Raw genomic sequence first — 25,366 nt, forward strand, 5'->3', positions numbered from 1 at the left:
CTCAATCGGCCCAGTCACTCCGGCGCGCCGGCGAAAAGCACCACGCCGTCGCCACCGCCCGCCGGCCAGTCGCGAATGGTGCGATCATAGCCGCCGGTCAGGAGCGTGCCGGCGGCGAACGCCACCGCGTAGACCGGACCGGACCGGCTGTCGAACAGGGCGATCTCACTGCCGGTTTCCATGTCCCATAGCCGTGCCGTTCCGTCGAGCGAGCCAGAGAGCAGCCGCTTGCCGTCGGCCGACAGCGCCACCGCATAGACCGTGCCCGAATGGCCCTCGAGGCGGCGGACTTCGCGGCCGGTGTCGAGATCCCACAGCTTGATCGTATAGTCGCCGCTGCCGGTGATCAGATGGCGCCCGTCGGCGGTGAACACCACGCCATAAGGTCCGCGCTCATGCCCGTGCCAGCTGCGCAGTTGCTTGCCGGTGCCGATATCCCAGAGCTTCAGCGTGCCCTCGATGCTGCCGCTGACCGCGCGCGTGCCGTCCGGCGAGACGGCGACCCCGCTGATCGACCAGTCATGCCCCGGCATCACATGCAGCACGGAGCTCTTCTCGATATCCCAGGCGATGACCCTGCCGGTGTCGTGCCCGCTGACGGCACGTTTGCCGTCGGGGCTGATCGCCAGCTTGTTGACGCCGCCGTTCTGGCCTGACGAGAACACATGCAGCACAGCGCCATCGGAGAGCTGGCGCAGCACGATCTCGCCATCGTCGCCGGCCGTCAGCGCCCGCTCCCCATCGGGCAGGAAGAGCGCCGTGCGCGCCATGTCCTTGTGGACGCCGAGGGTGCGGATCAGGCGCTTGCCGTCGATGTCCCAGAGCTTGATCGTGTGGTCGGTGCTGGCGCTCAGGATCGAGTGCCCGTCGGGCGCCACCGCCAGCCAGACGACGTGCTTGCGGTGGCCATCGGGCTGCGTCGGCCGCGGCAGCGGCGCCGGCGGCAGCGGCGCGACGGTCTGCGGCGGCGGAGCCGGCGCTGGAGCAGCCTCCGGCGGTGAGACAGGCGGAGCAAGCGCAACCTCGGTTGGCGAGGCAGGCGGCGCCGGGGCATCCGCCGGTTGCACCTGTTCTGCCCCGGCGCCAGGGTCCGCACCCGCATCGCCGGATTGGCCGCCATTGTCGCTCTGCGGCGGAGGCGCGGCCTCGGCAGGCACAGCCGCTTGCTCAGGCGGCGCTACCGCTGCCTCAGGCGCAACCGCTGCCTCAGGCGCAACCGCTGCCTCAGGCGGAACCGGACCCGACGCGACGGGCGGCTGCGGCGCCGGTGCGCTGGCGACGTCTTCGCCCTTCGGTGCGTTCGGCGCGGATTGCTCGGCGGTCAGGCTTTTGCCGGCGTCCTGTGGCTGCTCCGGCCAGGGGCCGAACTGGTCGGCCACCAGGGCCAGAACGGTGAGGAACGGAACGATGACGAAGAGCTTCCGCAGGCGTGGTCGTCCACCGGGTTGCGTTTCGGCACCTCGGCCGAACAAGGGCGCGGCTGGTCCGGGCTTCGACCGGCCTGGCAACAGGCCGGTCCAGAACAGCAGGGCCGCAAGCGCCGAGATTACGCCCGCCGCCGCGAAAAAAGCCAGGCGCACGGACGCGAAAGCGTCGCCGGTGCCCTCGCTGCCCAGCGCAAGATATACGCGTGTGAAGCAGAGCATGCCGATCGCCAGCAGGAACACTGCAAGCAGCCTGTCGGTAAACCTGTTCATTGGGCTCCCCCCTCGGGCCGCTATCGGTTTCGCCCGCAATGATGCCGATCAGCGCCAGGCTTGTCGATGTCCTTCTGTTGATGGCCAATCTCCCCCCAAGGGCGAGATTGGCTCTCCGTTCTTACCGCAACTCCACCCACACCGGCGCATGGTCGCTGGCGCCGGGCCCGCCGCGCACGTCGCGGTCGATCCCAGCCCCGGCCAATCGCCGCGCCAGCTTCTTCGACAGCAAGATATGGTCCAGCCGCAAGCCAGCGTCGCGCGGCCAGCGGTTGCGGCGATAATCCCAGAATGTGTAGAGCGTGTCCTTGGGATGCTTCTTGCGCAGCGCGTCGGTCCAGCCTTGGACGAGGAGTGCTGCGAACGCGGCGCGGCTTTCCGGCTGCACCAGCGCATTGTCGTCATAGGAGCGGGTCGGGTATATGTCGCGCGGCTCGGGCACGACGTTGTAGTCGCCGGCCAGCACCACCGGCAGGCCGGTGTCGAACAGTTCCGCCGCATGGGCGTTCAGGCGCTCGTGCCAGGCCAGCTTGTACTGGAATTTCGGACCGGGCTGCGGGTTGCCGTTCGGCGCATAGAGCGAGCCGACGACGACGCCGTTGACCGCCGCCTCGATGTAGCGGGCCTGCTGGTCGCTCTCGTCGCCGGGCAGCGCCTCGCGGGTCAGTACAGGTTCGGAACCCCGCGCGAGTATGGCGACGCCGTTCCAGGTCGGCTGCCCCACCCACACCGCGCCATAGCCGGCCGCGGCGAGTGCCGTGCGCGGAAACTGCGTTTGCCTTGCCTTCAGTTCCTGCAGGCAGACGATGTCGGGCTTGGCGGCAGCCAGCCAGGCCAGCAGGTTTTGCAGCCGGCTGTTGATGTTGTTGATGTTGAAGGTGGCGATTTTCATCGGCCTGCTTCAGCGCACGATGCGCTCGGTCCACGCCTTCACCGCATCAGCCAGTGTCTTCAGATGATCGGCCGTGGAGAAGCCGGAGACGCTCTTGCGCGGCTTGAGGTCATGATCGCCGTCCTCCAGCCACAGCATCTCGATTGCATCCGATAGCGCGTAGGTCGCGACCTCGTCCTTCGTGCCGAACTCGTCGCGCATGCCCTGGCAGATCAGTGTCGGCGTCTTGAGATCGGCGAGATGCTTGGTGCGTAGTTGCTGCGGCTTGGCCGGCGGATGGAAGGGGTAGCCCAGACAAAGCAACCCTGAAATCTCGTCCTTCGAAAACATCTCGTCGGCGATCATCGAGGCGACGCGTCCGCCCATCGACTTGCCGCCGATGATGAGCGGCCCCTTCAGGCCCTTCGCCCTGAGGTCGGCGATCGCCTTGATGTATTCGGGATTCACCGTCTCGGCGCGCGGCGGCGGCTTGCGATGGCCGTAGCGGCGAGCGGCCATGTAGTGGAATTCGAAGCGCGCGACCCGGAAGCCGGCGACAGCCAGCGCTTTTGCCGTGGCGGTCATCGAGGCCGAGTCCATCGGTGCCCCGGCGCCATGGGCGAGCATGATGGTGGTGGCGGCGGTGTCGGGACCGTCGAGGAGGAAGGCGGTCATAACGGCGCAGGAAGAGAGCCGACCGTGACGCTGCCAATCTCCCCCCTCGTGGGGGAGATGCCCCGCAGGGCAGAGGGGGGCGTGAAGAAATGCAAGCCTTCGGTCAAACTTCCAAGCGGAACCACGCTCTGCAATTTATCGACCTGTCGGCGGGACAGCGCCCCCCTCTGTCCTGCCGGACATCTCCCCCACAAGGGGGGAGATCGGCTGTCATCTCGGCTTTCTCCAATCATGGTCACCCCGCCGACATTCGCGCCAGTTGCAAATCGACGAACTGGATGCCCTTGGCCGCCATGCGCGCCCATTCGGAGCTGGCGTCGAGCTCGAGATAACGCGACCAGTTCCGCCGTGCCTCTGCAAGGTTTCCTGCATCGAACTCCAGCCGTGCCAGGTTGAACACCGCATCGGCATAGTTGGCGTCGAGTGCGATCGCCTTCTGCAGGTGCCGTCGCGCCGAGGCCACGCGGCCCTCATCGCTCATCAGCCCGGCGAGGTTGAACCAAGCCTCGACAAAGCCGGGGTCGAGCTTGATGGCGCGGGCATAGTCGTGCGCCGCCTCGGCCGCATGACCTGAAGCGCGCAGACAATTGGCGCGGTTGAAGGCGGCGATGGCGTCGGTCGGATCGATGGCCAGGCAGCGCCGGTAGAGTGCCGCCGCCTGTTCATGGTCTTCAGCCGCTTCCGCGGCTTCGGCGTCGGCGAACAATTCTTCCAGCGTGTCGTCATCCGCCGACCCCAGATCGAACAGCAACTGGCCGTCGAGCTCGCTCTGGCCGTCCTCGAGATAGATCGCATCGGCGCGCCCATGCTGCGAGCCGACATTGAGCGACTTGGCGGTCAGCGAGGCGACCGGGCCGGAGCGGTGCACCGAGCGCGCGATCGCCCCCCACGAGGCGCCGCCGGCGACCAGCCCGGCATATTTGCGGGCCAGGATCAGGTCGCGAAACGAATAGGGCTCGCAATCATGCTCGAAGGCATCGAACAGGCTGAGAAGGTCGAGGTCGGATGCGGCCAGCCGCGACTGATCGAGAAGCGATTGCCGTGATAGGGCCGAGGCCTCAGGCGCCTTCATCAGACCGAGCAGGCGCAAAAAGCCGTTTTCGCTGATGAGCTTGCGACCGGCCCCGCGCTCGGCCGCGACCCGGCGCTCGATCTCGGCATCCCCGGCCTTGGCGAGATATGTGCGTCCGAACACCACATGGGTGGTGCGCCTGGTGACGCCGCGCCGCAACTGGCCGTGCTGGCGCTCGACCTCGCGCGCCGCCAGCCTGAGCGGGAACGCCGCCAGCGCGCCGATGGTGCCGAAGACGCTGCCCGGGGGTGTTATGCCAGTGGGCGCCGTCACCCTTTGCTCTTGCCGACGGCCTTGAGAAGGTTGGCCTTGAGCGGATTTTCCTTGGCCGCCGCAGTCTTGCCCTTGGCCGCCGGCTTCGCCGCCTCGTCGGCCTTGCTCTTCGACTTGGCCGGCGGCTTGGCCGATTGCGACAGGCTGGCCTTCAGCGCATCCATCAGATTGATGACGTTGCCGCGTTCGGGGGCGGCGGCGATGATCGGCTTGTGGCCCTTGAGCTTCTCGCGGATCATCGCCATCAGCGCGATCTCGTAGCGGTCCTCGTAATTCTTCGGATCGAAGGTGGTTTCCTTCTGCTTGATCAGCGCCTCGGCAAGCTGCAGCATTTCCGGGTCGGGCTTGCCAGCCGGGATGTTGCCGAAATATTCAGCCGTGCCACGCACTTCGTTGGGATTCCTCAAGGTGCAGACGAACATGCCGTTCTCGCGCGCGCCGATCGTCACCACGCGCTCGCGACTGGACAGAACCAGCCGCGCGATCGCCAGCTTGCCCGACTTGCGCATGGCTTCGCGCAGCACGGCGAAGGTCTCCTCGGCCATCGCACCATCCGGCGCCAGGTAATAGGGCGCGTCCTGGTAGATCACGTCGACCTCGCCCTCGTCGACGAAGGCTTCGATATTCATCGTGTGATTGGATTCGATGCGCACCGCGTCGAGGTCGGTGTCATCGATGATGATGTACTGTTTGTCCTCGTATTCGTAGCCCTTGACCAGGTCCGAACGTTCGACCAGCCCGAGTTCGGGATCGACCGGCTTCATGTTGATGCGGTTGTGCGTCTTCTTGTGCAACTGGTTGAAGCTGATCCGCTCGCTCGCACTTGTCGCCGGATAGAGCCGGACCGGACAACTGACGAGGCTGAGCTTGAGGTAACCTTTCCAACTTGCCCTGGGCGCCATGAAAATTCTCCTACGCGGCCGTGCACTGTCGAACTGTTCACAGCGCTTCGTCCGGAGGACGAACGGCGCCGCGGAAATCCTACATGGCCCCTACAATACCGGCAAATCCCTAGCGAAATCTTCCATGTCCGCCCAGGGATCGCCGGAGGTGTTCAGAAGGCCAGGCAGCGAAGAATAATTCAAATCTTCCGGAGCGTCGATGGATTCCAGGTCGGACCAGCTCACCGGTGTGGAGGCCGGCAGATTGGTGCGGGCGCGTAGCGAGTAAGGCGCCGCCGAGGTGTGGCCGCGCGCATTGCGATGATAGTCTATGAAGATGCGCCGCTTGCGGTTGTCCTTGCCCATGGTGGTGGTGAAGGTGTCGGGCGCGGTAGCCGCCAATGCCGAGGAAATGGCGCTGGTGGCCTGGTGCAGCTTCTTCCAGTTCTGTTTTTGCGTCACCGGCACGGTGATATGGATGCCCTTGCCGCCCGACGTCTTCGCGAACGGCACCAGCCCCATCGCTTCCAGCCCGGCGCGGATATACACCGCAGCCTCGACCACCTCGCGCCAGCTAACCCCCTCGCCGGGATCGAGGTCGAAGACGATCAAATCGGGCTTGTCGAGCCGCGTGCGATGGGTGCCCCAGGTGTGGAACTCGACGACGCCGAACTGCGCCAGCGCCAGATAGCCCTTGGCATCCTCGACCGACAGATAGGATTTGGTCTCGCCCTCGGAATTGGTCGCCTCGAAGGTCGCCACCGAGGAAGGCATTCCGGTGAAGGCATGGCGCTGGAAGAAACAGTCCTGCGGCTTGCCGGTCGGGCAGCGCACCAGCGACACCGGGCGGCCGAGAATGTGCGGCAGCATGAAGTCGCCGACCAGCGCGTAGTAGACGGCGATGTCGAGCTTGGTCGGTCCGGTCTTGCCGAACAGCCGCCGCGTCGGGTTGGTCACCCAGATGGCGGCGAGGTCGGCCTCGGCGATCAGCCGCTTGCGCTTGGCTGACACCGGTGTCGACAGGCCGACATCCCTGAGCCCGCGGAACACAGCGTGGCGCAGTGCATTGTCCGTGGTACGGTTGGCATAGTGGATATGGGCCGAGAGCAGCGGCCGCACCCAGTTCATCTCGCGCATGATCTCCCGAGGAACCCCTTCGGGCGCAGACGCGCCGGCGCGCATGGGCTCCAGCCGCGTCAGCAATTCGCCCGCGGTCTCGGCATCGAAGCCGGTGCCGACCTTGCCGCGATAATGCAATTCGCCGTCCTCGAATTCGCCGAGACCCAGCGCTGCCAGCCCCTCCGCCGCGTCGGAGATGGTATAGCCGGCGATGACGAAGTCGCCGGTTTTCAGCGCCTTGGTCTTGGTCCATGTCTTGGTGCGGCCGCTTTGGTAGACCGCCGTGGCGCGTTTGGAGACGACGCCCTCCAGCTCCATCTCGGAAGCCTGGTCATAGAGTGCCTGGCCGTCGCCTTCGACATGGTCTGAAAACTGGATGGCGGAGTTGGCGCCAAGCCCGGACAGCAGTTGCGCAAGCAGCGCCTTGCGCCGGCCGAGCGGTGCTTTTCTCAAGTCCCAGCCGTCGAGATAAAGCAGGTCGAAGGCATAAAAGTGCAGCTTGTTGCCAGCACCCTCGGCCAGCGCGTCCTGCAAAAGGGCGAAGCGGCTGATGCCCTTGGCGTCGAGCACGACGATTTCGCCGTCGATAACAGCCTCGCGGCAGGGCAGCCTGGCGAAGGCATGCGGCAGGTCGCCATAGCGCCTGGTCCAGTCGAGGCCGGCGCGGGTGATCAGCCGCACCTCGCCCTCGGAGAGATGCGCCATGGTACGGTAGCCGTCGAACTTGATCTCGTGCAGCCAGACTTCGCCCGTGCGGTCCGCAGGATCATCTCCGCCCGGCGGCTTCGGAACCTGCGTCGCCAGTTGCGGCTCGATGCGGGCAGGCGCTGGCGTCTTTACCGCATCGGGCAGCGCGCCGGGTTTCAGCACGACAGGTTTTGCCTGTTTGGCCGCCGGCTTCGGCGGCGCCACCAGCTCCTCGATGCGGCGGCCGGATTTGACGCTTTCCGGCCGGGCGGCAAGGATGTCGAGCTTGGCGGCGGCGGCGAGGTCGCGCTCCTTGAACAGCAGCCAGTTCTTCTTGTCGCTGTCCTCGCCGGGTTTTGGCTTCAGCCGAGTCAGCATCCAGCCGCCATTCAGCTTCTCGCCGGCCAGCCGGAACTTGAAGGCGCCGGTGCGCAGGCTCTTCTCGACGTCGTCCATCGGCGCCCAGACGCCGGTGTCCCAGACGATCATCGGCCCGCCGCCATACTCGCCCTCGGGAATGACGCCCTCGAAATCGATATATTCGAGCGGATGATCCTCCGTCTCGACCGCCAGCCGCTTGTCAGCGGGGTTGAGAGACGGGCCGCGAGGCACCGCCCAGCTTTTCAGCACATCGCCAACCTGCAAACGCAAATCATAGTGATCGGCAGTGGCGTGGTGTTTGTGCACGACAAAGCGGTTGCCTTCGCCGGCAACCAGCCCGCCGGCGGGTTCCGGCGTCTTGCTGAACTCGCGTTTGGCGCGATAAGCCTTGAGCTTCGACGTCATGTCCGCACACCAGGCGGGATGCGTCGGCTGCGCAAAAACAAGGACTTGACCCGCATCGCTTGAATCACGTTGTCAGCATGCGGCAGGCCGATGTCACGCCTCACCAAGCTCAATCGTCGGCGGCCGGCGTCAGTTCGAGCTCGGCCGGCGACAGACCCTGCTGGAGCTGGCTCAGCCGGAACTCATCGACCCAGTAGGCCTCGCCGTCGACGAGGACGCGCGCTTTGTAGGCGCCGGCGGAAAAGCTCTGTGCGGTGATGTAGACCTTGTGGCGGTCGAGCGCCCTGCGCACCGCGGCGCGCTTGGAATTCTGGCTGGTGACGGAACTGGCCATGACACGCTCACACGCATACCACCGCAGGAGAAAGCGGCTGGCATAAGGATGGCCGAGACAGACGGTCGTGTCAATTTTCTGTAGCGCACGCTGAGCATTGACAGGCGCACGGCCGATTTTTGAACCGCCGCGTTCTGCCATGACCGTGGCAGCAACCGCGCCGATGAAGGGTGATCCACGTCGGAGCTGTTTCAGCTGTTCAGTGGATCACCCGCCCGCCTCGTGTCCTTCCCAAGACAGGAAACCGTATAGGCGCATTGAGGGACCTGCGTGTTGACCCAGATCAAGTGGTCAATGGTGAGAATTGGACTCAGAGAACGTGACGAACTCACGACTGACTGTTCATCATCCGATGCCGCCCACGGACTCCTCCGCCTTTGCAATAGCAGCCACGTTGCGCGCTTTAGCCTCGCAAAGCACTTTAGCGGAAAAGCATCACGGGCACTTTGCACGATCGTATCATCTCGGTCGTCGTGGAGCCGATGACGAAGCTGCGGATGCGCGAGTGCCCGTAGGCACCCATGACCAGGAGGTTGATCCCCTCGTCTTCAATCGTCCGGGCAATGACAGTGTCGGCTTGGCCCGCAACGATGTCGGCTTTAACGGGATATCCGCCAGCCTGGAGAATCGAAACGGCATCCTGAAGCCGTTTTTGGGCCTCTGGCGTGTCTTGCTCAACCATCAGAAGGCGGCAGGACAGGCCTTCGAACAGCCGGCTGCGGGCGACATGGTCGACGGCCTTCAAGCTGCTCGCGCCGCCGTCGAAGGCAATCAGGAAGCTCTCGATGGGCTTGAACGCCCGCGATGCGACGAAGATCGGCTTGCGGCTAGAACGGGCGATGCGCTCGAGGTTCGAGCCCAGATGCAGTTTTGCGAAATCGGCGCCTTCGCCGCGCTTGCCGATCACCACCATATCCGCTTCGGCTTCCGTTTCCACGACCGTTTCGACGATATCGCCAATCCGGAGCTTGGTCGCGACGCCGGCGATGCCGGAAGCCTCGATCACCGCCTTGGCATCCTCGAGAATGGCGCGGCCGCGCTTCTGCGCGAGCTTTGCTCGCTGCTCGTCGAGCGCGGACAACTCCGCGAGGAGCGCGCTGCGAGCGCCGAGCGCGATGCTTCCACTCAGATCGGTCGGCGCGCTCGCGATTTCCCGGCGGCCGAGGACATGAAGAACTTCAATGGACGATCCCGTGCGTCTGGCGATCCAGGCAGCATGGTCGCAGACGCTCCGTGAGTAGACGGACCCGTCCACCAGCGCGATCAGTTTCGACATTTGTTCCTCCCTCAGTGCCCCATGAGGCGTTCAAGCGCGCCCGGCTTGTCGTGAATGGCGAGCCTGTCCACGATCGTCTCGCTTGCCTCGTTCAGCCCTATGATGTCGACTGTCGCGCCTTCCCGGCGGAACTTCAGCACGATCATGTCAAGCGCTGCGACGCTGGAGATGTCCCAGATATGCGCCCGGCTGACGTCGATTGTCACCTTTTCAAGCGCTTCCTTGAAATCGAAGGCGGCGGTGAAGTCATCGGCCGACGCAAAGAAGACCTGGCCTTCGACGACGTAGGCCCGCGCCGTACCGTCCTGCGACAGCATGGACGTGACCCGGAAGATTTGCGCGATCTTCCAGGCAAAGAAAATGCCGGACAAAAGGACGCCGACAAGAACGCCGATCGCCAGATTATGGGTGAAGACGACGCAGACAACCGTCGCCAGCATGACCACCGACGAACTGCGTGGGTGATGCTTTAGGTTCCTGATCGACGACCAGGAGAATGTTCCGACCGAGACCATGATCATGATTGCGACGAGGGCCGCCATCGGTATCTGCTTCACCCAGTCGCCGAGCACGACGATCATGAACAGCAGGAGGCTGCCCGCGCAGAATGTGGACAGGCGACCCCTGCCGCCGGACTTCACGTTGATGATCGACTGGCCGATCATGGCGCAGCCGGCCATGCCGCCGATGAAACCGGTCGCGGTGTTGGCGATACCCTGACCGATGCATTCCTGATTCTTGTCGCTCGGCGTGTCCGTAAGATCGTCGACGATCGAGGCGGTCATCAGCGATTCCAGCAACCCGACAGCGGCCACCGCCGCCGAATACGGCAGGATGATCATCAGCGTTTCGAGGTTCAGCGGAATTTGCGGAATCAGGAAGACGGGCAGCGTCGAGGGCAGTTCGCCCATGTCGCCCACCGTCCTGAGGTCGAGGCCGAAATACATCGCGATCGCGGTCAGCACGAGGATGCAGATCAAGGGCGAGGGAATCGATTTCGTCAGGAGCGGAAACAGATAGATGATGCTGAGCCCGGCCGCCACCATCACATAGGTCAGCCACGGCACGCCGATCAATTCCGGCAACTGCGCCATGAAGATGAGGATTGCCAGCGCGTTGACGAAGCCTGTCATCACCGAGCGCGACACGAAACGCATGACGTAGCCGAGACGGAGCAATCCGGCAGCGATCTGGATGAGACCGGCAAGTACGGTGGCGGCCAGGAGATACTGAAGCCCATGCTCCTTGACCAGGGTCACCATCAGCACGGCGGTCGCGGCGGTCGCCGCCGAGATCATGCCGGGACGGCCGCCGGTGATAGCGACGATCACCGCGATGGAGAACGACGCGTAGAGGCCAATCTTGGGATCGACACCGGCAATGATGGAAAAGGCGATGGCTTCGGGGATGAGCGCCAGCGCAACCACCAGACCCGCGAGAATATCGCCGCGAATGTTGCCGAACCACTGGTCGCGGTAAGCGGTAATTGAATGCATGGAAGGGGAAGGTCCGTTGAAACACAAAACCGCCCGGATCAGGCGATCCGTTCAAGGGCTCATGATTGGCAGTTGCGTTGTCCAGCGGGTCGGCGGCCGGAAGAGCCACCCGGATTCTCACCGGGTCCGATCGAATGACCCTCTATAGAGCGAGAGTATGCCGCATTGCAACATGACAATGGGCAAGCTGCGCCGCGGCGATGAGCGCGTCCTGATGCGGCTGAGGGAGCTGGCTTCGAAGACCGGCACAAAGGGATCCTCTCCCACGCTCACGCAATCGTGCGGTCGGCCCAGAGCTGAGCGACTGTGGAAACGGGGCAAGCGCTCTATATGGTCCTGACGCACGCGAACCTGACATTAGCCGGAGATCTCATCCATGACCTTGAGCACACGCAAGCTGGGCAGCCAGGGGCTGCAGGTATCGGTGATCGGCCTCGGCTGCATGGGCATGAGCCAGTCCTACGGCCCGGCCGACGAGGCGGAATCGATCGCCACACTGCATCGCGCCATTGAACTCGGCTGCACCTTCCTCGACACAGCGGAAGTCTATGGCCCGCACACCAATGAAGCATTGCTCGGCCGCGCGCTGAAGGGCCGGCGCGACGAGGTGACGATCGCCACCAAATTCGGGTTCCGTATCGAAAACGGCAAGCAGATCGGCACCGACCGTGACAGCCGGCCGGAGCATATCCGGGAGGCGGTGGAAGGTTCGCTCAGCCGGCTCGCCACCGACCATATCGACCTGCTCTACCAGCATCGGATCGACCCGGCGGTGCCGATCGAGGATGTGGCCGGCGCTGTCGGCGAACTGATCGCTCAGGGCAAGGTGCGCTTCCTCGGCCTGTCGGAGGCCGGCGCCGCCAACATCCGCCGGGCGCACGCCGTGCATCCGGTGACGGCCGTGCAGAGCGAATATTCCCTGTGGGAACGCAATCTGGAGCCGGAGATCATTCCGCTGCTCAGTGAACTCGGCATCGGCCTGGTGCCGTTCTCGCCGCTTGGCCGCGGTTTCCTCACCGGCGACGTCAAGCGCGCCGAGGATTATCCGGAGGGCGACTTCCGCCGCGGCGACCCGCGCTACCAGGGTGCCAACTACGACGCCAATGTGCAGGCGGCCGGCGTTGTCCGCGACATCGCCACGGCCAGGGGCGTCAAGCCGGGCCAGATCGCACTGGCCTGGCTGCTGCACAAGGGCGGCGACTTCGGGCTGGACATCGTGCCGATCCCCGGCACCAAGCGCCGAAAATACCTCGAGGAGAATGTCGCCGCCGCGGCGATCAAGCTCGACGCAGCCGAGATGGCGGCGCTGGACGACGCACTGGCGCCGGGGAAGGTCTCGGGTGACCGCTACAACGAGCGCGTCATGGCGATGGTTGACCGGTAGGCGGCGTCTACGGCAGCTTCGCCAGTTCGGCAGCATGCCGGATGGCAAGCAACGCGTCCCGGTTGGTCACGGGATAGCCTGCGATGAAGCGTTCGACCGAAAAGCCCGGAAATTCGGCTCTCAAGCGGGCCGCGGCGCGCGCCGCCTCGCCGGCCTCGCCCATGGCTGCATGCGAGAGCGCCAGGAACATCAGCACGTCCGGCGACTCCGGCGAACTCCTGCGGAGCGCCGCAATGGCTTCGCGATGCCTGCCGGCGGCGAACAGGATGCGGCCTTGCATGCCGAAATACCAGGGCGGGGCCAGTGGATTGAGGCGCATGGCACGCTCGATGAGCGGGATCGCCTCGGCCGGATCGCCGACGACAAGCGCCTTGCTGCCGGCCAGCAGCGCCAGTATGCCGGCGTGGTTGCAGCCGTATTCGAGTGCGCGCCGGTGCGCGCGCTCCGCTCCTTCGAGATCGCCAAGGCATGCTCTGAGATTGCCAAGGCATGCGTGGGCGCAGCTGTCCGTTGGGTCGAGCCGCAGCGCGTTTTCGACAGCCGTCCGCCAGTTCTCGATCGATGTCAGCACGTCGTCGCCAAAGCCGTTGCAGGCCTCGATCGAATAGGCATAGGCGAGCTCGGCCCAGCAGTTGGCGAAGGTAGGGTCAAGCTCCAGCGCGCGTGAAAACAGACGGATCGCCTCGGCATTGCCGGCGCGGCTGAACGTGGTGTGCTGTTCGAGGGCGAGCAGATAACAGTCATAGGCCCGCAAGCTCGCCGGCGGCTTGCGGCGAACCGCATTGCGGCCGACGGTGGCCAGCGTTCCGTAACTGCCGGCGAACACATTGATGATGCTTTCGGTCAGGCTGTCCTGCAGTGCGAAAATATCCTCGACCGGACGGTCGTAGCGTTCGCTCCACAGGCTGACGCCGTTGAGTGCGTCGGCAAGCTCGATCGTCAATCGAATCCTATGGTCGTCGGCGCGCAACTGGCCCGACACGATATAGGTGACGCCGAGCGCCTTGCTGTCCGCCACAAAATCGGCGGGCTTGCTGCCCAGCGACTTCATGGTGTGGAAGGCGATGACAGGCAAACCGGCGTAGTGCGCTAGATCGATGGTGATGTCCGACGACAGGCCGTCGGCGAAGCGGCGCCATCGCTCTTCGGGATTCAGGCATTCAATCGGGAATATGGCGAGCACCGGCGAGGCGCCGGACAAGGATGGAGCCGGCTGTGCGCCGGAAGCGTCGGCAAAATACGCCGCAAGCCCAATCTTGGTACGCACCCCGAGTTTTTCATAGATGGTCGCAAGGTGCGTGCGAACGGTGGTCGGGGCGATGAAAAGTGCCTCGCCGATCTCGCGGTAGGTCATGCCGGCGGCGAATTTTTCCGCGACCGAGCGCTCGCGGCCCGATAAGGCATCGAGCGTCTGCGCTTTCGAAGCGTCGTTGAGCATCATCGTGGAGCCCGTCCCAGGACAGAATACTACAAATGCAGGAGGTCGAATACTGCATCTGCTCGATCCCGCCGCAGGCGCAAAGGCTGGAGGATCGCTTCCAGCAACAAGCTGCAATCGGGGGAGGTTTCCATGCGTCCTGTGTCCATAATGCTGGCATGTACGATCGTGAGTGTTTCCGTCGCCCAGTCGCCGTCGTTCGCAAGAGGATGCAGGCAGGTGCTGGAATCGGATGTGAAGATCACGAGCATGCGGCTCTATGCCGACATCCTGGCCAATGCCGCCCGCAACGGTTGGGATTACACGCCTGAATCCATCGTTAGCGGCTCAAATCGGCATTTCGAGGAGATGAAGCTCCAGTTGAACGACGCCGGCTACGAGATCGTCCCCGTCGGCGCCCGCCTGTATTGCAAACGGTTGGACAAGCTGGCCGTCCGCTAGCAACCAGCGATCCGCTCTTGCATCGCAAGCTTTGTCGAGACATCGATATGTCGAAGGTGCAGGCCAACTGCCTGCTGCTGCTTGCTGCTGCCTTTTGGGGCTTCGGCAATATTGCGCAGAAAACCGTGCTGGATCACCTCGATCCGCTCAGCGCCGTGGGCCTGCGCTGCCGTCCGCCGGCCATGCCGCGGTGATCGTCAGCGCGGAGAGCGTGTTCGGAGCGGTTGGCGCGGCCATATTCCTGGGCGAGCGGCTGTCGCCAACCGGAGCAGTCGGTGCTGCGGTCATATTTGGATCGATCACCTTGCTGTCGCTGACGACCGACAAATCCGAAATCAGCAAGCCGGCGAACCTCTGCGAAGCGCCGAAGGACAAGCCAGGGACCCGACCGGCGCCGAACCCCGCCCGTTCTTGCGCAAACCTCCGGCCTTGGCTAGCATCCGCCCGTCGGCGCCGAGCGGAGGAGAACGTCGCGGTGGACCGGCTGGAGCGCCGTTGCGTCCCCATGGGCGCTCAAAGGACACTCCATTTTTGAATCGACGCATGAGCCTGCCGGAGACCATTCCGGCTTTCGGGGGCGTGCGTTCATGTGGAGGAGACTAAATCGATGAACAGACGTGAGTTCCTGCTGTCGTCCGTGGCGATGGGCACATTGGCGCTGGCCGCTCCGCAACTTGCCGTTGCTCAGGATAAGCTGACCATCCTGGGTTCGGTGCCGAGCCTCGGCTTTCCGTTCTTCGTTCACATGCTGAACCAGATCAAGGCGGAGGCGCAGGCGCAAGGCGTCAACCTGACCGAAAGCGACGGCCAGAATTCGGCGCCCAAGCAGACCGCCGACATCGAGGCGGCGCTCGTGCAGAAGGTCGACGCCATCGTCATCTCGCCGCTCGACGTCAACGCGCTGGCGCCGGCCATCGAGCAAGCGATCCAGGCCGGCATTCCCGTCGTCACCATCGACCGCCGCGTCGACGGCGTCGAAGGCATTCTGGCCCATGTCGGCGCCGACAATGTCAAGGGCGGCGAGGCCGAGGCGCAGGCCATGGTGGCGGCGTTCCCGAACGGCGCCAAGATCTTCCATTTGCAGGGCCAGCCAGGTGCTGGGCCCGCGATCGACCGCAACAAGGGCGTGCACAACGTTCTCGACCCGCTGAAGGACAAGTACCAGATCATCTTCGAGCAGACCGCCAACTTCGCGCGCGCCGAGGCGCTCTCCGTCACCGAAGCCGGCCTTGCCGCCAACGGCAAGCCCGACGCGATCATCTGCGCCAATGACGACATGGCGCTCGGCGCGGTCGAAGCCTGCGCGGCGCGCAACTTCACCGACGTCAAGATCTACGGCTTCGATGCGCTTCCCGAAGCGCTGGTCGCCGTGCGCGACGGCAAGCTGGCCGGCACGGTCGAGCAGTTCCCCGGCGAGCAGTCGCGCACCGCGGTGCAGATCGCGGTCGCCTTTGCCAAGGACAAGACCGAGCCGAAGGAAAAGCTCGTGCTGCTGACGCCGATCGTCATTGGCAAGGACAATCTCGACAAGGCTGAAAGGCTGGGCGAGACGAAGTAGGACGGGTGCCGGCGGGACAGCGCCCTCCCTCTGTCCTGCCGGACATCTCCCCCTCAAGAGGGGGAGATTGGCGGTTTCAACGCGTCGCCCTCTCTTCAACGCCGAAGATTAGCGAAAGCGGCCATGACATCCGATCTCCCCCCTCGAGGGGGGAGATGCCGGCAGGACAGAGGGGGGTGTTCAAGCTCGGCGTTGGAGGTGGCATGAACTGCACCGTGGGAGAAACCTTTGTCCATGGCTGAAGACGCAGCATCGTCACAGAGCCCCGCCCTCCTCGCCGTCGAGGGCGTGACCAAGCGCTTTGCCGGCGTGACTGCGCTGAGCAACGTCTCGCTCGAGGTTCGGCCCGGCGAAATCCTCGGCCTGCTCGGCGAGAACGGCGCCGGCAAATCGACGCTGCTCAAGATCCTGTCCGGTGTGATGCCGCCGTCCAGCGGCCGCATCGTCTTCGACGGCGTCGAATTCAATCCGCACAATCCGCAGGATGCCAAGCGCCTCGGCATCGTCACCATCTACCAGGAACTGAGCCTGATCCCGACGCTCACGGTGGCGGAGAACATCTTCATCGGCCGCGCGCCGCTCGGCCCGCTGGGGCTGGTCAGTTGGCGGAAGATGGAGGAAGACTCCCGCGCCATCATCGCCCGCGTCGGCCTCGACCTCGACCCGGCGACGCCGGTGTCGGCACTGTCGGTGGCCGAGCAGCAGCTGGTCGAGATCGCCCGCGCGCTGTCGCTGAAGAGCCGCCTCATCATAATGGACGAGCCGACCTCGGCGCTGACCGAAACCGAAGTGCAGAAGCTGATGTCGATCATGGACCGGCTGCGCAAGGACGGCGTCGCCATCATGTTCGTCACCCACCGGCTGGAAGAGGCTTCCGCCATCTGCGACCGGATGACGGTGCTGCGCGACGGCAGGCTGGCCGGTCATCTCGATCGCGAAGGCGGGCCGATCAAGCTGCCGAAAATCATCGAGAAGATGGTCGGCCGCGCTGCGTCCGAGCTTTACGCCAGGCCGACGCAGCGCGACGTCGCCGGCGACATCAGGCTCTCGGTGCGCGGCCTGCGCACGGTGCGCGATCCGCAGGCGCCGCACGCCATCGTGCTCGAAGGCGTCGACCTCGACCTCAAGGCGGGCGAAATCCTTGGCGTCGCCGGGCTCGTCGGCTCGGGCCGCACCGAACTCGCCCGCGCCATCTTCGGCGCCGACCGCATTGCCGCCGGCACCATCGCGCTCGACGGCAAGCCGATCGCGCCTGAAACACCCGCCGATGCCATCAGGCTCGGCATCGGCCTGGTGCCAGAAGACCGCAAGCATCAGGCGATCTTCGCCGCCCTCGGCATCCTCACCAACTTTTCCATCGCCGCTCTCGGCCGCTACTCCAACGCCGCCGGCTTCATGACCGAGCGGCGCGAGCGCGAAGCGCTGGCAAGCTACAGGAAGACGCTGTCGATCCGCATGGCCTCGCCCGAGCAGCCCATCGAGGGGCTGTCCGGCGGCAACCAGCAGAAGGTCATCCTCGCCCGCTGGCTGGCGCGCGACCCCAAGGTGCTGATAGTGGACGAACCGACGCGCGGCGTCGATGTCGGCGCCAAGGCCGAGGTGCATCAGATTCTGGTGCAGCTCGCGGCGCGCGGCATCGCCATCATGATGATCTCGTCGGAACTGCCGGAGGTGCTTGCGGTGTCGGACAGGATCGTAACCATGCGGCGCGGACGCATCACCGGCGAGATGCCCGGCATCGAGGCGACAGAAGAAAAACTGATGGAATTGATGGCGCTCGACCAAAAGCAGGAAGCGATCCCATGAGCAGCACGACCGAACAGAGCCAGCGCGGCGGCATCAATGTGGCGCGGCTGCTGATGAGCTTCGGCCCGCTGATGTTCCTGGCGGTTCTGATCGTCGTTTTCACCGTCCTGAAGCCCAGCTTCATCGACCCCATCAACATCTTCAACATCATGCGGCAGATCTCGATCACCGGGCTGATCGCGCTTGGCATGACCTTCGTCATCCTCACCGCCGGCATCGACCTGTCGGTCGGTTCGCTGCTGGCCTTCTGCGGCATGGTCGCGGCGGTGGTGGCCAAGGGCGGCACCGCCAACACGCTGTCGCTGTCGACATCTGGCACGCAAGGCTATGGCTGGTTCGCAGCCCTTCTGGCCGCCGTGGTCGTCGGCGCCCTTGCCGGCGGCGTCCAGGGCTTTGCCATCACCAGGCTGAAGGTGCCGCCCTTCGTCGTCACGCTTGGCGGCCTCACCGTGTTTCGCGGCCTGACGCTGACGATCTCCAATGGCGGCCCGATCTCCGGCTTCGATGCCTCGATGCGCTGGTTCGGCACCGGGCTGATCGGCCCGGTTCCGGTGCCGGCGATCATTTTCGCGGCGGCGGCGATCCTCTGCCATATCGTCTTGCGCTACACGCGCTACGGCCGCGCGGTCTATGCCGTCGGCGGCAATGCCGAGGCGGCGCGGCTGTCGGGCCTGCGCGTCGACCGCATCCTGATCTCGGTCTATGTCATCGTCGGCTTCTTTGCCGGCCTTGCCGCCTTCGTGCTGTCGGCCAGGCTCAATTCCTCGGAAGCCGTCGCCGGCATCGGCTACGAACTGACGGTGATCTCGGCCGTCGTCATCGGCGGCACCTCGCTGTTCGGCGGCATTGGCAGCGTCGGCGGCACGGTGGTGGGTGCGGCACTGATCGGCGTGCTGCAGAACGGGCTGCAGTTCAACAACGTCTCGTCCTACACGCAAAGCATCGTCATCGGCCTGATCCTCATCCTCGCCGTGGCGTTCGACCGCTGGCTGAAGTCGCGCGTGCGACGGTGACGCTGCCAATTTCCCCCCTGTTTGGACCGGGGACATCGCGAACAGGTGTGCGAGGACATCGCGAACAGTTTCCCATCTTATCTTTGGCTTGCGTTGAGGTCGATGGCTCGCAGCATGCCGAAGCTGCAGGTGACGGCACAAGGACAAGGCGCCTGCAACAGGACGGCTGGATCATCCTGCGCTTCTGGAATGACGACGTCATTCGCGATATTGACAATGTCTGCCAGCACATCCTCATCGAGGCCGGTCTGGCTGGCACACCCTAGAGCGTGGTGGCGAACATGGCGGCAAGGTCGGTGCTCTACGGCGCCCCCCTCTGTCCTGCCGGACATCTCCCCCACGAGGGGGGAGATTAGCTGTCATCACGGTGTCAGTAGTCCATGCCGCCGCCGGGCATTGCCGGCGCGGCTCCTTCCTTCTTCGGCTTCTCGGCCACCATCGCCTCGGTGGTCACCAGCAGGCCGGCAACGGAGGCGGCGCCCTGCAGCGCGGTGCGCACCACCTTGGCCGGATCGATGACGCCCTGTGAGTACAGGTCGCCGAAGGTGTTGGTCTGCGCGTTCCAGCCATAGCCGAAGTCGGTCTTCTCGCGCAGCTTGCCGACGATGATCGAGCCTTCCGCACCAGCGTTTTCGGCAATCTGGCGCACCGGAGCTTCGATCGCGCGACGCACGATCTCGACGCCGGTTTTCTGGTCGGGATTGTCGACGGCGACGCCGTCGAGCGCCTTCGCCGCCCTGAGCAGCGCAACGCCGCCGCCGGGCAGGATGCCCTCCTCGACCGCCGCACGTGTGGCGTGCATGGCATCGTCGACGCGATCCTTGCGCTCCTTGACCTCGATTTCGGTCGAGCCGCCGACACGGATGACGGCGACGCCGCCGGCGAGCTTGGCCAGCCGTTCCTGCAGCTTCTCGCGATCGTAGTCGGAAGTGGTTTCCTCGATCTGCGCCTTGATCTGGGTGATGCGCCCCTGGATCTCGTCCTTGCGGCCGGCGCCGTCGACTATGGTGGTGTTCTCCTTCTCGATCAGAACCTTCTTGGCGCGGCCGAGCATTTCCAGTGTGACGTTCTCGAGCTTGATGCCGAGGTCCTCCGAGATTGCCGTGCCGCCGGTCAGGATGGCAATGTCCTCCAGCATGGCCTTGCGGCGATCACCAAAGCCCGGCGCCTTGACGGCTGCAACCTTTAGGCCACCGCGCAGCTTGTTGACGACCAGCGTCGCCAGCGCCTCGCCTTCGACGTCCTCGGCGATGATCAGCAGCGGCTTGCCGGATTGCACGGCGGCTTCGAGCACGGGAAGCATGGCCTGCAGATTGGAGAGCTTCTTCTCGTGGATCAGCACATAGGGCTCTTCGAGCTCGACGCGCATCTTGTCCTGGTTGGTGATGAAATAAGGCGAGAGGTAGCCGCGGTCGAACTGCATGCCTTCGACCACTTCCAACTCGGTCTCGGCGGTCTTGGCTTCCTCGACGGTGATGACGCCCTCATTGCCGACCCTTTCCATCGCCTCGGCGAGGAAGCGGCCGATCTCGGCGTCGCCATTGGCAGAGATGGCGCCGACCTGGGCGATCTCGTCGTTCCTGGTCACCTTGCGGGCATTGGATTTGAGGTCGGCGACGACGGCGTCGACCGCCTTGTCGATGCCGCGCTTCAGGTCCATCGGGTTCATGCCGGCGGCAACCGCCTTGGCCCCTTCCTGGACGATGGCCTGCGCCAGAATCGTCGCGGTCGTGGTGCCGTCACCAGCGGTGTCGCTGGTCTTCGAAGCCACCTCACGCACCATCTGTGCGCCCATGTTCTCGAACTTGTCCTCGAGCTCGATCTCCTTTGCCACCGTGACGCCGTCCTTGGTGATGCGCGGCGCGCCGAACGACTTGTCGATGACAACGTTGCGGCCCTTGGGGCCGAGCGTCACCTTCACCGCATTGGCGAGGATATCGACGCCGCGCAGCATCTTCTCGCGGGCTTCGGTATGGAATTTCACTTCCTTGGCAGCCATTGGATAATTCCTTCAAATAGGCAGCTTTTCATTGACTGATTGCTTGTCGAGGCCCGCTCAAGCGGCCTTCTGCATATTGCCGGCGGCTTCGATCACACCCAGCACGTCGCTCTCCTTCATGATGAGCAGGTCCTCGCCATTGAGCTTGATCTCGGTGCCCGACCATTTGCCGAACAGGATACGGTCGCCAACCTTGACATCCAGCGGCTGCAGCTGGCCGCTATCGTCGCGCGCGCCAGGACCGGCGGCGATGACCTCGCCCTCCTGCGGCTTTTCCTTGGCAGTGTCCGGAATGATGATGCCGCCGGCGGTCTTCTCGTCGACCTCGATGCGGCGGACCAGGATACGGTCATGCAACGGACGGAACGTCATGTTGTTCTCCTCTTGGACAAACAGATTTTCGAAGCCTCCAGACCGGACCGGCAATATCGGCCCGGCGCGGGGTGCGCGACCCTGGCTCAGGCATCGCGCGCTTATCGAATTAGTTTGGCGCTCGGGGCTTTCAAGAGGGCGCTAAAAAAATTTTAGCACTCGCCGACCAAGAGTGCCAATGCACTGTAATCATGGAATTATTCAGGTCCGGCGGCTCGAGAGAGTCGACCCTCTGCGGCACCGCGCATCCTGCGCCGGCAATTAGGCGGATTTACGTCCCGGGATAAGCAGTCCGGCCGTGCGAGCCGCCTTGACGAAGGCCGTGCGCGCCTCGCGCGCGGTGCGCCAGCCGTCGAGTGCGTCGCGGCAGGCGCGATAGGCTGCGCGCCAGCTCCGGCCGCGCGCCCGGTCCGGCCATTGCTGCATGCATTCGATGGCTTCCCAGCTGCTGGCGACCTTGCGCTCTCCGGCGGATTGGAGCCTGAGCGTGATCGGCTCGGAAAATGGGACGTCGTTCATCACTTCCTCCTTCTTTCCGTTTTTAGAGCAAGTAACATCCTCGAATAAGCATGAAGGCAGCCGATCTCGGACCGGCGCCGGTGGACGAGATGGTTCGTTTGCCTGCGGGCTTCAAGGCCTCCCTGCTGCAAACCCCGTCCGCTGCGCAGGCGCCGCGGCCAGCTATATCTCGTCGTCCGGCGGCTCGAGAAGCCCGATCAGCGTCGCCACCCTTGCCGACGGCAGCGGGCGTCCCTCGTTGACCAGCGCCTCATCGGCGCCGACCCAGGCAAAGGCCTCGCGCAACTCTTCGATCGTCGCGCCGGTCGAGACGATGTCGGCGATAACGGCGTCGTCCACCGGGCCCAGCACCAAAATGATGTCGTCGCGTGTCATGGTCATGATGTCCTCCATGCGGTGTGCCGGCGCGACCCACAAATGAAGGTTGAAACCGGCATTGCCAGCCAAAATCTGGCAACAAAATCTGGCAGCGGGACAGAATCTGGGTCTTGATTTCGGGCTGACAATGACCAAATCAAAATTGCCGGTTGCCGAATGGGGCCGGCAGAACCCAGGGAGCGCCAGCTCTTTGGCGTCCCTCGTACTATGTTGCTCAATGGAGGATGTAGCTATGAGAACCGCATTCGACTTTTCCCCGCTCTATCGGTCGAGCATCGGTTTCGACCGCATCTTCAACCTGCTGGAAAACGCGCCTCAGGCAGCCGACAGCTGGCCGCCTTATGATATCGAGCGAAGCGACGAGAACAGCTACCGCGTGAGGATAGCCGTCGCCGGTTTTTCCGAAGGCGATCTCGACGTCAGCCACGAGCCGAACCTTCTCATCGTCTCGGGCGAGCGCAAGGAACAGGACAAGGTTGAATATCTGCATCGCGGCCTTCCGGTGCGGCCGTTCACACAGCGCTTCGAGCTTGCCGATCACATGACGGTCACCGGGGCTTCGCTCAACAACGGCCTGCTGACGATCGACCTCGTGCGCGAAGTGCCCGAGGAGATGAAGCCGCGTCGTATCACGATCGCCGGGGAAGACGGCGCGCCGAAGGCCGGGCAGGTCGAGAAGCCGAAGCAGGCCGCCTGAGCGAAGGCGAGCTCTGGCGCCGCCTTTGGCACAGCCAGTCGAGAAAGGAGAACGTCAATGGCTATTCGTGATCTCATTCCCTGGGGCCGGGAGAACAGCCCGGTTTCCAGCTTCTATCGTGACGATGACCGGGACCCGTTCATGGCATTGCATCGCGAGATGAACCGCCTGATCGACGACGCGTTCCGCGGTTTCGAAACGCGCATGCCGTCGTTCAGCGGATTTTCGCCGGCGCGCGGCAGCTGGCCGAGCGTCGAAATCTCCGACGGCGAGAAGGAGATCCGCGTGACCGCCGAAATTCCCGGCATGGACGAGAAGGACATCGAGGTGATGCTCGATGACGGCGTGCTGACGCTGCGTGGCGAGAAGCGCTCCGAGACCGAGGACAAGGGCAGGCAGTTCTCCGAGCGGTTCTACGGCCGCTTCGAGCGCCGCATCCCGCTCGGCTACGAGGTCGAGGAGGACAAGGTGAACGCCGCCTTCCACAACGGCGTGCTCACAGTGACGCTACCGAAGACCCAGCGTGCGCAGGCGAAGGCCAGGCGCATCGCCATCAGTGGCAGTGCCGCCGGTCCCGGCAAGAGCAAGCACTGACAAAGCGCCGGGCGCGAAGAAACTCGCGCCCGGCCGCGCTGATACCTTTGGTCCTAACACACTTGGGCCGGATACACTTGGTAAGGACAACCCCTGCCGGCATCAACTTCCGGCAGCGGGTTTGGCCTTGATGTTCTTCAGCGCCGTCAACAGGTAGTCCTGCATGGTGGCCTGAAGGGTCGTCGTGGCGGTGCGCACCGCCGTCATCGCGTCCTTCACGGCCGCTTCGTCGAAGGGCGAAGCCTGCTGCGCTGCTGCCAGCTTGGCCCGCGCCATGCGCAGCTCGTGCAGTGCCGCTAAGGTGCGCGGACGGTTTGCGCGACGGATACTTCGGAACTCCTTCCTCACCTCGGGCGGATAGGCCCTGGCGATCTCGGCCATCAGCACGCGTCCCGCCCCATCTGGCCGCAGGCCGTGAGCGGCGTAACCGAGCAGGAAGAAGTTGCCGGCGAGCGAAAGACCGAGCAGCACGAGCGTCGCGGTCCATATCAGGGAATGCCTCGTCAAAGCGAATCCTCCCCTGCCGCCGGATCGGCGGCGATGCCGTCGCCAGATAGGCCGTCGTCAGACAGCCGCGCGCCGGAAGCCAGCGCCAGAAGCTCCGAATCCGGCAGGTCGTCCTGCAGCCGCGCCACCTGGTAGCCGGCCAGTGTCGCAGCCGCCAGAAAGGCGGCGGCGCAAGCCGCCAGCCCCGCCGGCGCAAGGAGGAACCCCGGCAGGAATGACGGCCGCGCCCGGCCGGCGTCGATACGCGCCAGCACCTTGCGCGCCAGCGCCTGTTCGTCGCTGTCCATCAGGACCGCTTCCAGCACGAGGCGATCAAGCGCGCGATCTGGATCATCTTGCGGCGATCGGTTTGTTGCACCCGCCATAAAGGCTAGTGCTTGCTGCCGGAAGGGAGCCGGCCAGGCGTCGACGTCGTCGCCGAAGCGGCGCTTGTTTCGTTCGAACTCGTCCCGTCTCATGAGGACTTCCTTTCGCGGCCTTCGGCCGCCATTGCCAAATGATCCCGCAAATGGTCCCTGAGCGCCCGCCTTCCGCGGACAAGCAATTGCTCCGCCGAGCCGGCGCTGCCGCCCATCACCTCGGCTATGGCCGCGATATCGAGATCGCCGACGGCCCGCAGCAGCACGGCCATGCGCTGACGCTCCGGCAGGCGCGACAGGCCGTCGCGGACGATCGCAAGCTCCTGCCGCGCGGCAGTCGTCGCTTCGGCATCGGCTTCCTGCGAAGCGACCTCATCATGGACGTCGTCGAGACCGATGAAGGTCCGCAGCGCCCGGCGTCGGCGCTGGTCGATGCAGCGATTGGCGGTGATCCTGTACAGCCAGGTCGAGACACGCCCCCTGGCCGGGTCGAACCGGGCGGCCTGTTTCCAGATCGTCACGAACACCTCCTGCACCACATCCTCGGCGTCGCCGGCATTGCCGAGATAGCGCGCCGCAAAAATCCGCAAGCCCCGGCCATGGCGGGCGATGAGCTCGGACAGGGCGCCCTGGTTGCCCGCCGCCACCCGTGCCAGCAGTTCGTCGTCACGGGGCTCCTCATGCTGCACGGCGGCGGGCACCAACTAGCCAGGCTCCTGAACGTCAACGGCGCCAGCGGCGGAACCCGAAAGCCGTGTTCCCGTCCGGGCCGGTGAAGCTGCCGGCCGAGCGACCACGGAACGGCCCACGCGCCGACACCCGCTTGCCGGAGAAGGACTGCCCGTCCGGCCCGGTGCCAAAGTAGCTTCTGGCGCAGCGGTCAACAACGCCCGCCACGCATTTGGAGCTCGATGTATAGGTACCGCCATTAGGACCGGTGCGCGTGGTCGACCCGGTATAGACGCCACCATCCCGGCTGACGCTGCGGCTGATCTCGCCGCCATGCGCAGTCGGCCGTTGCCATTCCTCGGCGGCCACCGGCACGGCAGTCGACGCCACAAGCATCGCGCCGAGGCAGAACAGGTGAATCTTCGCTGAAGGAAGCATGTCTTACTCCTTGGTTTTATTGAAAAA

The 25,366-nt window shown here is 64.6% G+C and carries 28 protein-coding genes and 1 other annotated feature; of the genes, 9 read left to right on the forward strand and 19 right to left on the reverse strand.

Annotated elements, in window-relative coordinates; translation table 11 throughout:
* Positions 1 to 14 precede the first annotated feature (14 nt).
* From IQ26_RS16575 to IQ26_RS16615, 9 genes are all read right to left on the reverse strand, one after another.
* Positions 15 to 1,697 (reverse strand): WD40 repeat domain-containing protein, encoded by a 1,683-nt coding sequence (locus tag IQ26_RS16575; protein WP_145719097.1) that lies wholly within the window; start codon positions 1,695 to 1,697, stop codon positions 15 to 17.
* Between the two features lie 121 nt (positions 1,698 to 1,818).
* The gene (locus tag IQ26_RS16580) at positions 1,819 to 2,589 is read right to left on the reverse strand and encodes an exodeoxyribonuclease III (protein WP_145719099.1); all 771 of its coding nucleotides are present in this window, start codon (positions 2,587 to 2,589) and stop codon (positions 1,819 to 1,821) included.
* Positions 2,590 to 2,598: 9 nt separating this feature from the next.
* Positions 2,599 to 3,243 carry an alpha/beta hydrolase family protein gene (locus IQ26_RS16585; RefSeq protein WP_145719101.1) on the reverse strand — a complete coding sequence of 215 codons (645 nt, stop codon included), beginning with the start codon at positions 3,241 to 3,243 and terminating at the stop codon, positions 2,599 to 2,601.
* A gap of 235 nt (positions 3,244 to 3,478) precedes the next feature.
* On the reverse strand, positions 3,479 to 4,570 hold the full coding sequence (locus IQ26_RS16590) for a tetratricopeptide repeat protein (protein WP_407660293.1): 1,092 nt from the start codon (positions 4,568 to 4,570) through the stop codon (positions 3,479 to 3,481).
* Positions 4,571 to 4,584: 14 nt separating this feature from the next.
* Complete coding sequence (gene ku / locus IQ26_RS16595; protein WP_145719105.1) at positions 4,585 to 5,490, reverse strand: non-homologous end joining protein Ku; 906 nt, start codon at positions 5,488 to 5,490, stop codon at positions 4,585 to 4,587.
* Between the two features lie 90 nt (positions 5,491 to 5,580).
* Positions 5,581 to 8,061, reverse strand: coding sequence for a DNA ligase D (ligD, locus tag IQ26_RS16600; RefSeq protein ID WP_145719107.1), 2,481 nt, complete (start codon positions 8,059 to 8,061; stop codon positions 5,581 to 5,583).
* Positions 8,062 to 8,170: 109 nt separating this feature from the next.
* Positions 8,171 to 8,395: a hypothetical protein gene (locus IQ26_RS16605; RefSeq protein ID WP_145719110.1), complete on the reverse strand. Its 225-nt coding sequence runs from the start codon at positions 8,393 to 8,395 to the stop codon at positions 8,171 to 8,173.
* 421 nt (positions 8,396 to 8,816) lie between these two features.
* Positions 8,817 to 9,671: a universal stress protein gene (locus IQ26_RS16610; RefSeq protein ID WP_145719112.1), complete on the reverse strand. Its 855-nt coding sequence runs from the start codon at positions 9,669 to 9,671 to the stop codon at positions 8,817 to 8,819.
* 11 nt (positions 9,672 to 9,682) lie between these two features.
* Positions 9,683 to 11,167: a SulP family inorganic anion transporter gene (locus tag IQ26_RS16615; protein WP_145719114.1), complete on the reverse strand. Its 1,485-nt coding sequence runs from the start codon at positions 11,165 to 11,167 to the stop codon at positions 9,683 to 9,685.
* 75 nt (positions 11,168 to 11,242) lie between these two features.
* Positions 11,243 to 11,298 (reverse strand) — a sequence feature (sul1 is cis-regulatory element that is thought to sense ions involved in sulfur or methionine metabolism; They are found in Alphaproteobacteria).
* Positions 11,299 to 11,543: 245 nt separating this feature from the next.
* Here IQ26_RS16615 and IQ26_RS16620 point away from each other — a divergent pair.
* Positions 11,544 to 12,551 (forward strand): aldo/keto reductase, encoded by a 1,008-nt coding sequence (locus IQ26_RS16620; protein ID WP_145719116.1) that lies wholly within the window; start codon positions 11,544 to 11,546, stop codon positions 12,549 to 12,551.
* A 7-nt stretch (positions 12,552 to 12,558) separates the two neighbouring features.
* On the opposite strand, the gene IQ26_RS16625 is transcribed toward IQ26_RS16620, so the two are convergent.
* A complete protein-coding gene (locus IQ26_RS16625) occupies positions 12,559 to 13,992 on the reverse strand; it encodes a LuxR C-terminal-related transcriptional regulator (RefSeq protein WP_145719118.1) in 1,434 nt (477 codons plus the stop codon).
* A 26-nt stretch (positions 13,993 to 14,018) separates the two neighbouring features.
* On the reverse strand, positions 14,019 to 14,240 hold the full coding sequence (locus IQ26_RS16630) for a hypothetical protein (protein ID WP_145719120.1): 222 nt from the start codon (positions 14,238 to 14,240) through the stop codon (positions 14,019 to 14,021).
* On the opposite strand from IQ26_RS16630, the gene IQ26_RS16635 reads away from it, so the two are divergent.
* From IQ26_RS16635 to IQ26_RS41260, 6 genes are all read left to right on the forward strand, one after another.
* Positions 14,239 to 14,430: a hypothetical protein gene (locus IQ26_RS16635; protein WP_145719122.1), complete on the forward strand. Its 192-nt coding sequence runs from the start codon at positions 14,239 to 14,241 to the stop codon at positions 14,428 to 14,430. The two genes, IQ26_RS16630 and IQ26_RS16635, sit on opposite strands and share 2 nt — an antisense overlap.
* Before the next feature lie 47 nt (positions 14,431 to 14,477).
* Complete coding sequence (locus IQ26_RS16640) at positions 14,478 to 14,624, forward strand: hypothetical protein (RefSeq protein ID WP_208760173.1); 147 nt, start codon at positions 14,478 to 14,480, stop codon at positions 14,622 to 14,624.
* 413 nt (positions 14,625 to 15,037) lie between these two features.
* A complete protein-coding gene (locus IQ26_RS16645; RefSeq protein WP_145719124.1) occupies positions 15,038 to 15,988 on the forward strand; it encodes a substrate-binding domain-containing protein in 951 nt (316 codons plus the stop codon).
* Positions 15,989 to 16,222: 234 nt separating this feature from the next.
* Positions 16,223 to 17,794: a sugar ABC transporter ATP-binding protein gene (locus IQ26_RS16655; RefSeq protein ID WP_162457979.1), complete on the forward strand. Its 1,572-nt coding sequence runs from the start codon at positions 16,223 to 16,225 to the stop codon at positions 17,792 to 17,794.
* Complete coding sequence (locus IQ26_RS16660; RefSeq protein ID WP_145719128.1) at positions 17,791 to 18,807, forward strand: ABC transporter permease; 1,017 nt, start codon at positions 17,791 to 17,793, stop codon at positions 18,805 to 18,807. The genes IQ26_RS16655 and IQ26_RS16660 overlap by 4 nt, the downstream gene beginning before the upstream one ends.
* 17 nt (positions 18,808 to 18,824) lie before the next feature.
* Positions 18,825 to 19,073: an endonuclease domain-containing protein gene (locus tag IQ26_RS41260; protein WP_407660294.1), complete on the forward strand. Its 249-nt coding sequence runs from the start codon at positions 18,825 to 18,827 to the stop codon at positions 19,071 to 19,073.
* Between the two features lie 104 nt (positions 19,074 to 19,177).
* Here IQ26_RS41260 and groL read toward each other — a convergent pair whose 3' ends face one another.
* The 4 genes from groL to IQ26_RS16685 form a co-directional block, all read right to left on the reverse strand.
* Positions 19,178 to 20,806, reverse strand: coding sequence for a chaperonin GroEL (gene groL, locus IQ26_RS16670; protein WP_145719132.1), 1,629 nt, complete (start codon positions 20,804 to 20,806; stop codon positions 19,178 to 19,180).
* Positions 20,807 to 20,863: 57 nt separating this feature from the next.
* Positions 20,864 to 21,178 carry a co-chaperone GroES gene (locus tag IQ26_RS16675; protein WP_145719134.1) on the reverse strand — a complete coding sequence of 105 codons (315 nt, stop codon included), beginning with the start codon at positions 21,176 to 21,178 and terminating at the stop codon, positions 20,864 to 20,866.
* Between the two features lie 261 nt (positions 21,179 to 21,439).
* Positions 21,440 to 21,697, reverse strand: coding sequence for a DUF982 domain-containing protein (locus IQ26_RS16680; protein WP_145719136.1), 258 nt, complete (start codon positions 21,695 to 21,697; stop codon positions 21,440 to 21,442).
* Between the two features lie 162 nt (positions 21,698 to 21,859).
* Positions 21,860 to 22,078, reverse strand: a complete 219-nt coding sequence (locus IQ26_RS16685; protein ID WP_167522690.1) for a hypothetical protein — start codon at positions 22,076 to 22,078, stop codon at positions 21,860 to 21,862.
* Between the two features lie 229 nt (positions 22,079 to 22,307).
* Between IQ26_RS16685 and IQ26_RS16690 the strand changes: the two genes are divergently transcribed.
* Entirely contained in the window at positions 22,308 to 22,772 is a 465-nt protein-coding gene (locus tag IQ26_RS16690; RefSeq protein ID WP_145719141.1) for an Hsp20 family protein, read from the forward strand.
* 57 nt (positions 22,773 to 22,829) lie between these two features.
* The gene (locus tag IQ26_RS16695) at positions 22,830 to 23,366 is read left to right on the forward strand and encodes an Hsp20/alpha crystallin family protein (RefSeq protein ID WP_145719143.1); all 537 of its coding nucleotides are present in this window, start codon (positions 22,830 to 22,832) and stop codon (positions 23,364 to 23,366) included.
* A gap of 102 nt (positions 23,367 to 23,468) precedes the next feature.
* Here IQ26_RS16695 and IQ26_RS16700 read toward each other — a convergent pair whose 3' ends face one another.
* From IQ26_RS16700 to IQ26_RS16715, 4 genes are read right to left on the reverse strand one after another with little or no spacing between them, the layout of a single operon-like run.
* On the reverse strand, positions 23,469 to 23,873 hold the full coding sequence (locus IQ26_RS16700) for a periplasmic heavy metal sensor (RefSeq protein WP_145719145.1): 405 nt from the start codon (positions 23,871 to 23,873) through the stop codon (positions 23,469 to 23,471).
* On the reverse strand, positions 23,870 to 24,331 hold the full coding sequence (locus tag IQ26_RS16705; protein ID WP_145719147.1) for a hypothetical protein: 462 nt from the start codon (positions 24,329 to 24,331) through the stop codon (positions 23,870 to 23,872). Before IQ26_RS16705 ends, IQ26_RS16700 begins: the two co-directional genes overlap by 4 nt.
* Entirely contained in the window at positions 24,328 to 24,933 is a 606-nt protein-coding gene (locus IQ26_RS16710; protein WP_145719220.1) for an RNA polymerase sigma factor, read from the reverse strand. The genes IQ26_RS16705 and IQ26_RS16710 overlap by 4 nt, the downstream gene beginning before the upstream one ends.
* A 22-nt stretch (positions 24,934 to 24,955) precedes the next feature.
* On the reverse strand, positions 24,956 to 25,339 hold the full coding sequence (locus IQ26_RS16715; protein WP_145719149.1) for a hypothetical protein: 384 nt from the start codon (positions 25,337 to 25,339) through the stop codon (positions 24,956 to 24,958).
* Between the last annotated feature and the right edge of the window lie 27 nt (positions 25,340 to 25,366).

This window comes from Mesorhizobium tianshanense (assembly GCF_007830515.1).
GTDB lineage: Bacteria > Pseudomonadota > Alphaproteobacteria > Rhizobiales > Rhizobiaceae > Mesorhizobium > Mesorhizobium tianshanense.

Bases quoted from the DNA above. Each gene is read 5' to 3' on its own strand.
- IQ26_RS16575 (WP_145719097.1), bottom strand. From the start codon at position 1,697: ATGAACAGGTTTACCGACAGGCTGCTTGCAGTGTTCCTGCTGGCGATC.
- IQ26_RS16580 (WP_145719099.1), bottom strand. From the start codon at position 2,589: ATGAAAATCGCCACCTTCAACATCAACAACATCAACAGCCGGCTGCAA.
- IQ26_RS16585 (WP_145719101.1), bottom strand. From the start codon at position 3,243: ATGACCGCCTTCCTCCTCGACGGTCCCGACACCGCCGCCACCACCATC.
- ku (WP_145719105.1), bottom strand. From the start codon at position 5,490: ATGGCGCCCAGGGCAAGTTGGAAAGGTTACCTCAAGCTCAGCCTCGTC.
- ligD (WP_145719107.1), bottom strand. From the start codon at position 8,061: ATGACGTCGAAGCTCAAGGCTTATCGCGCCAAACGCGAGTTCAGCAAG.
- IQ26_RS16605 (WP_145719110.1), bottom strand. From the start codon at position 8,395: ATGGCCAGTTCCGTCACCAGCCAGAATTCCAAGCGCGCCGCGGTGCGC.
- IQ26_RS16610 (WP_145719112.1), bottom strand. From the start codon at position 9,671: ATGTCGAAACTGATCGCGCTGGTGGACGGGTCCGTCTACTCACGGAGC.
- IQ26_RS16615 (WP_145719114.1), bottom strand. From the start codon at position 11,167: ATGCATTCAATTACCGCTTACCGCGACCAGTGGTTCGGCAACATTCGC.
- IQ26_RS16620 (WP_145719116.1), top strand. From the start codon at position 11,544: ATGACCTTGAGCACACGCAAGCTGGGCAGCCAGGGGCTGCAGGTATCG.
- IQ26_RS16625 (WP_145719118.1), bottom strand. From the start codon at position 13,992: ATGATGCTCAACGACGCTTCGAAAGCGCAGACGCTCGATGCCTTATCG.
- IQ26_RS16635 (WP_145719122.1), top strand. From the start codon at position 14,239: ATGCGGCTCTATGCCGACATCCTGGCCAATGCCGCCCGCAACGGTTGG.
- IQ26_RS16630 (WP_145719120.1), bottom strand. From the start codon at position 14,240: ATGCTCGTGATCTTCACATCCGATTCCAGCACCTGCCTGCATCCTCTT.
- IQ26_RS16640 (WP_208760173.1), top strand. From the start codon at position 14,478: ATGTCGAAGGTGCAGGCCAACTGCCTGCTGCTGCTTGCTGCTGCCTTT.
- IQ26_RS16645 (WP_145719124.1), top strand. From the start codon at position 15,038: ATGAACAGACGTGAGTTCCTGCTGTCGTCCGTGGCGATGGGCACATTG.
- IQ26_RS16655 (WP_162457979.1), top strand. From the start codon at position 16,223: ATGGCTGAAGACGCAGCATCGTCACAGAGCCCCGCCCTCCTCGCCGTC.
- IQ26_RS16660 (WP_145719128.1), top strand. From the start codon at position 17,791: ATGAGCAGCACGACCGAACAGAGCCAGCGCGGCGGCATCAATGTGGCG.
- groL (WP_145719132.1), bottom strand. From the start codon at position 20,806: ATGGCTGCCAAGGAAGTGAAATTCCATACCGAAGCCCGCGAGAAGATG.
- IQ26_RS16675 (WP_145719134.1), bottom strand. From the start codon at position 21,178: ATGACGTTCCGTCCGTTGCATGACCGTATCCTGGTCCGCCGCATCGAG.
- IQ26_RS16680 (WP_145719136.1), bottom strand. From the start codon at position 21,697: ATGAACGACGTCCCATTTTCCGAGCCGATCACGCTCAGGCTCCAATCC.
- IQ26_RS16685 (WP_167522690.1), bottom strand. From the start codon at position 22,078: ATGACCATGACACGCGACGACATCATTTTGGTGCTGGGCCCGGTGGAC.
- IQ26_RS16690 (WP_145719141.1), top strand. From the start codon at position 22,308: ATGAGAACCGCATTCGACTTTTCCCCGCTCTATCGGTCGAGCATCGGT.
- IQ26_RS16695 (WP_145719143.1), top strand. From the start codon at position 22,830: ATGGCTATTCGTGATCTCATTCCCTGGGGCCGGGAGAACAGCCCGGTT.
- IQ26_RS16705 (WP_145719147.1), bottom strand. From the start codon at position 24,331: ATGAGACGGGACGAGTTCGAACGAAACAAGCGCCGCTTCGGCGACGAC.
- IQ26_RS16715 (WP_145719149.1), bottom strand. From the start codon at position 25,339: ATGCTTCCTTCAGCGAAGATTCACCTGTTCTGCCTCGGCGCGATGCTT.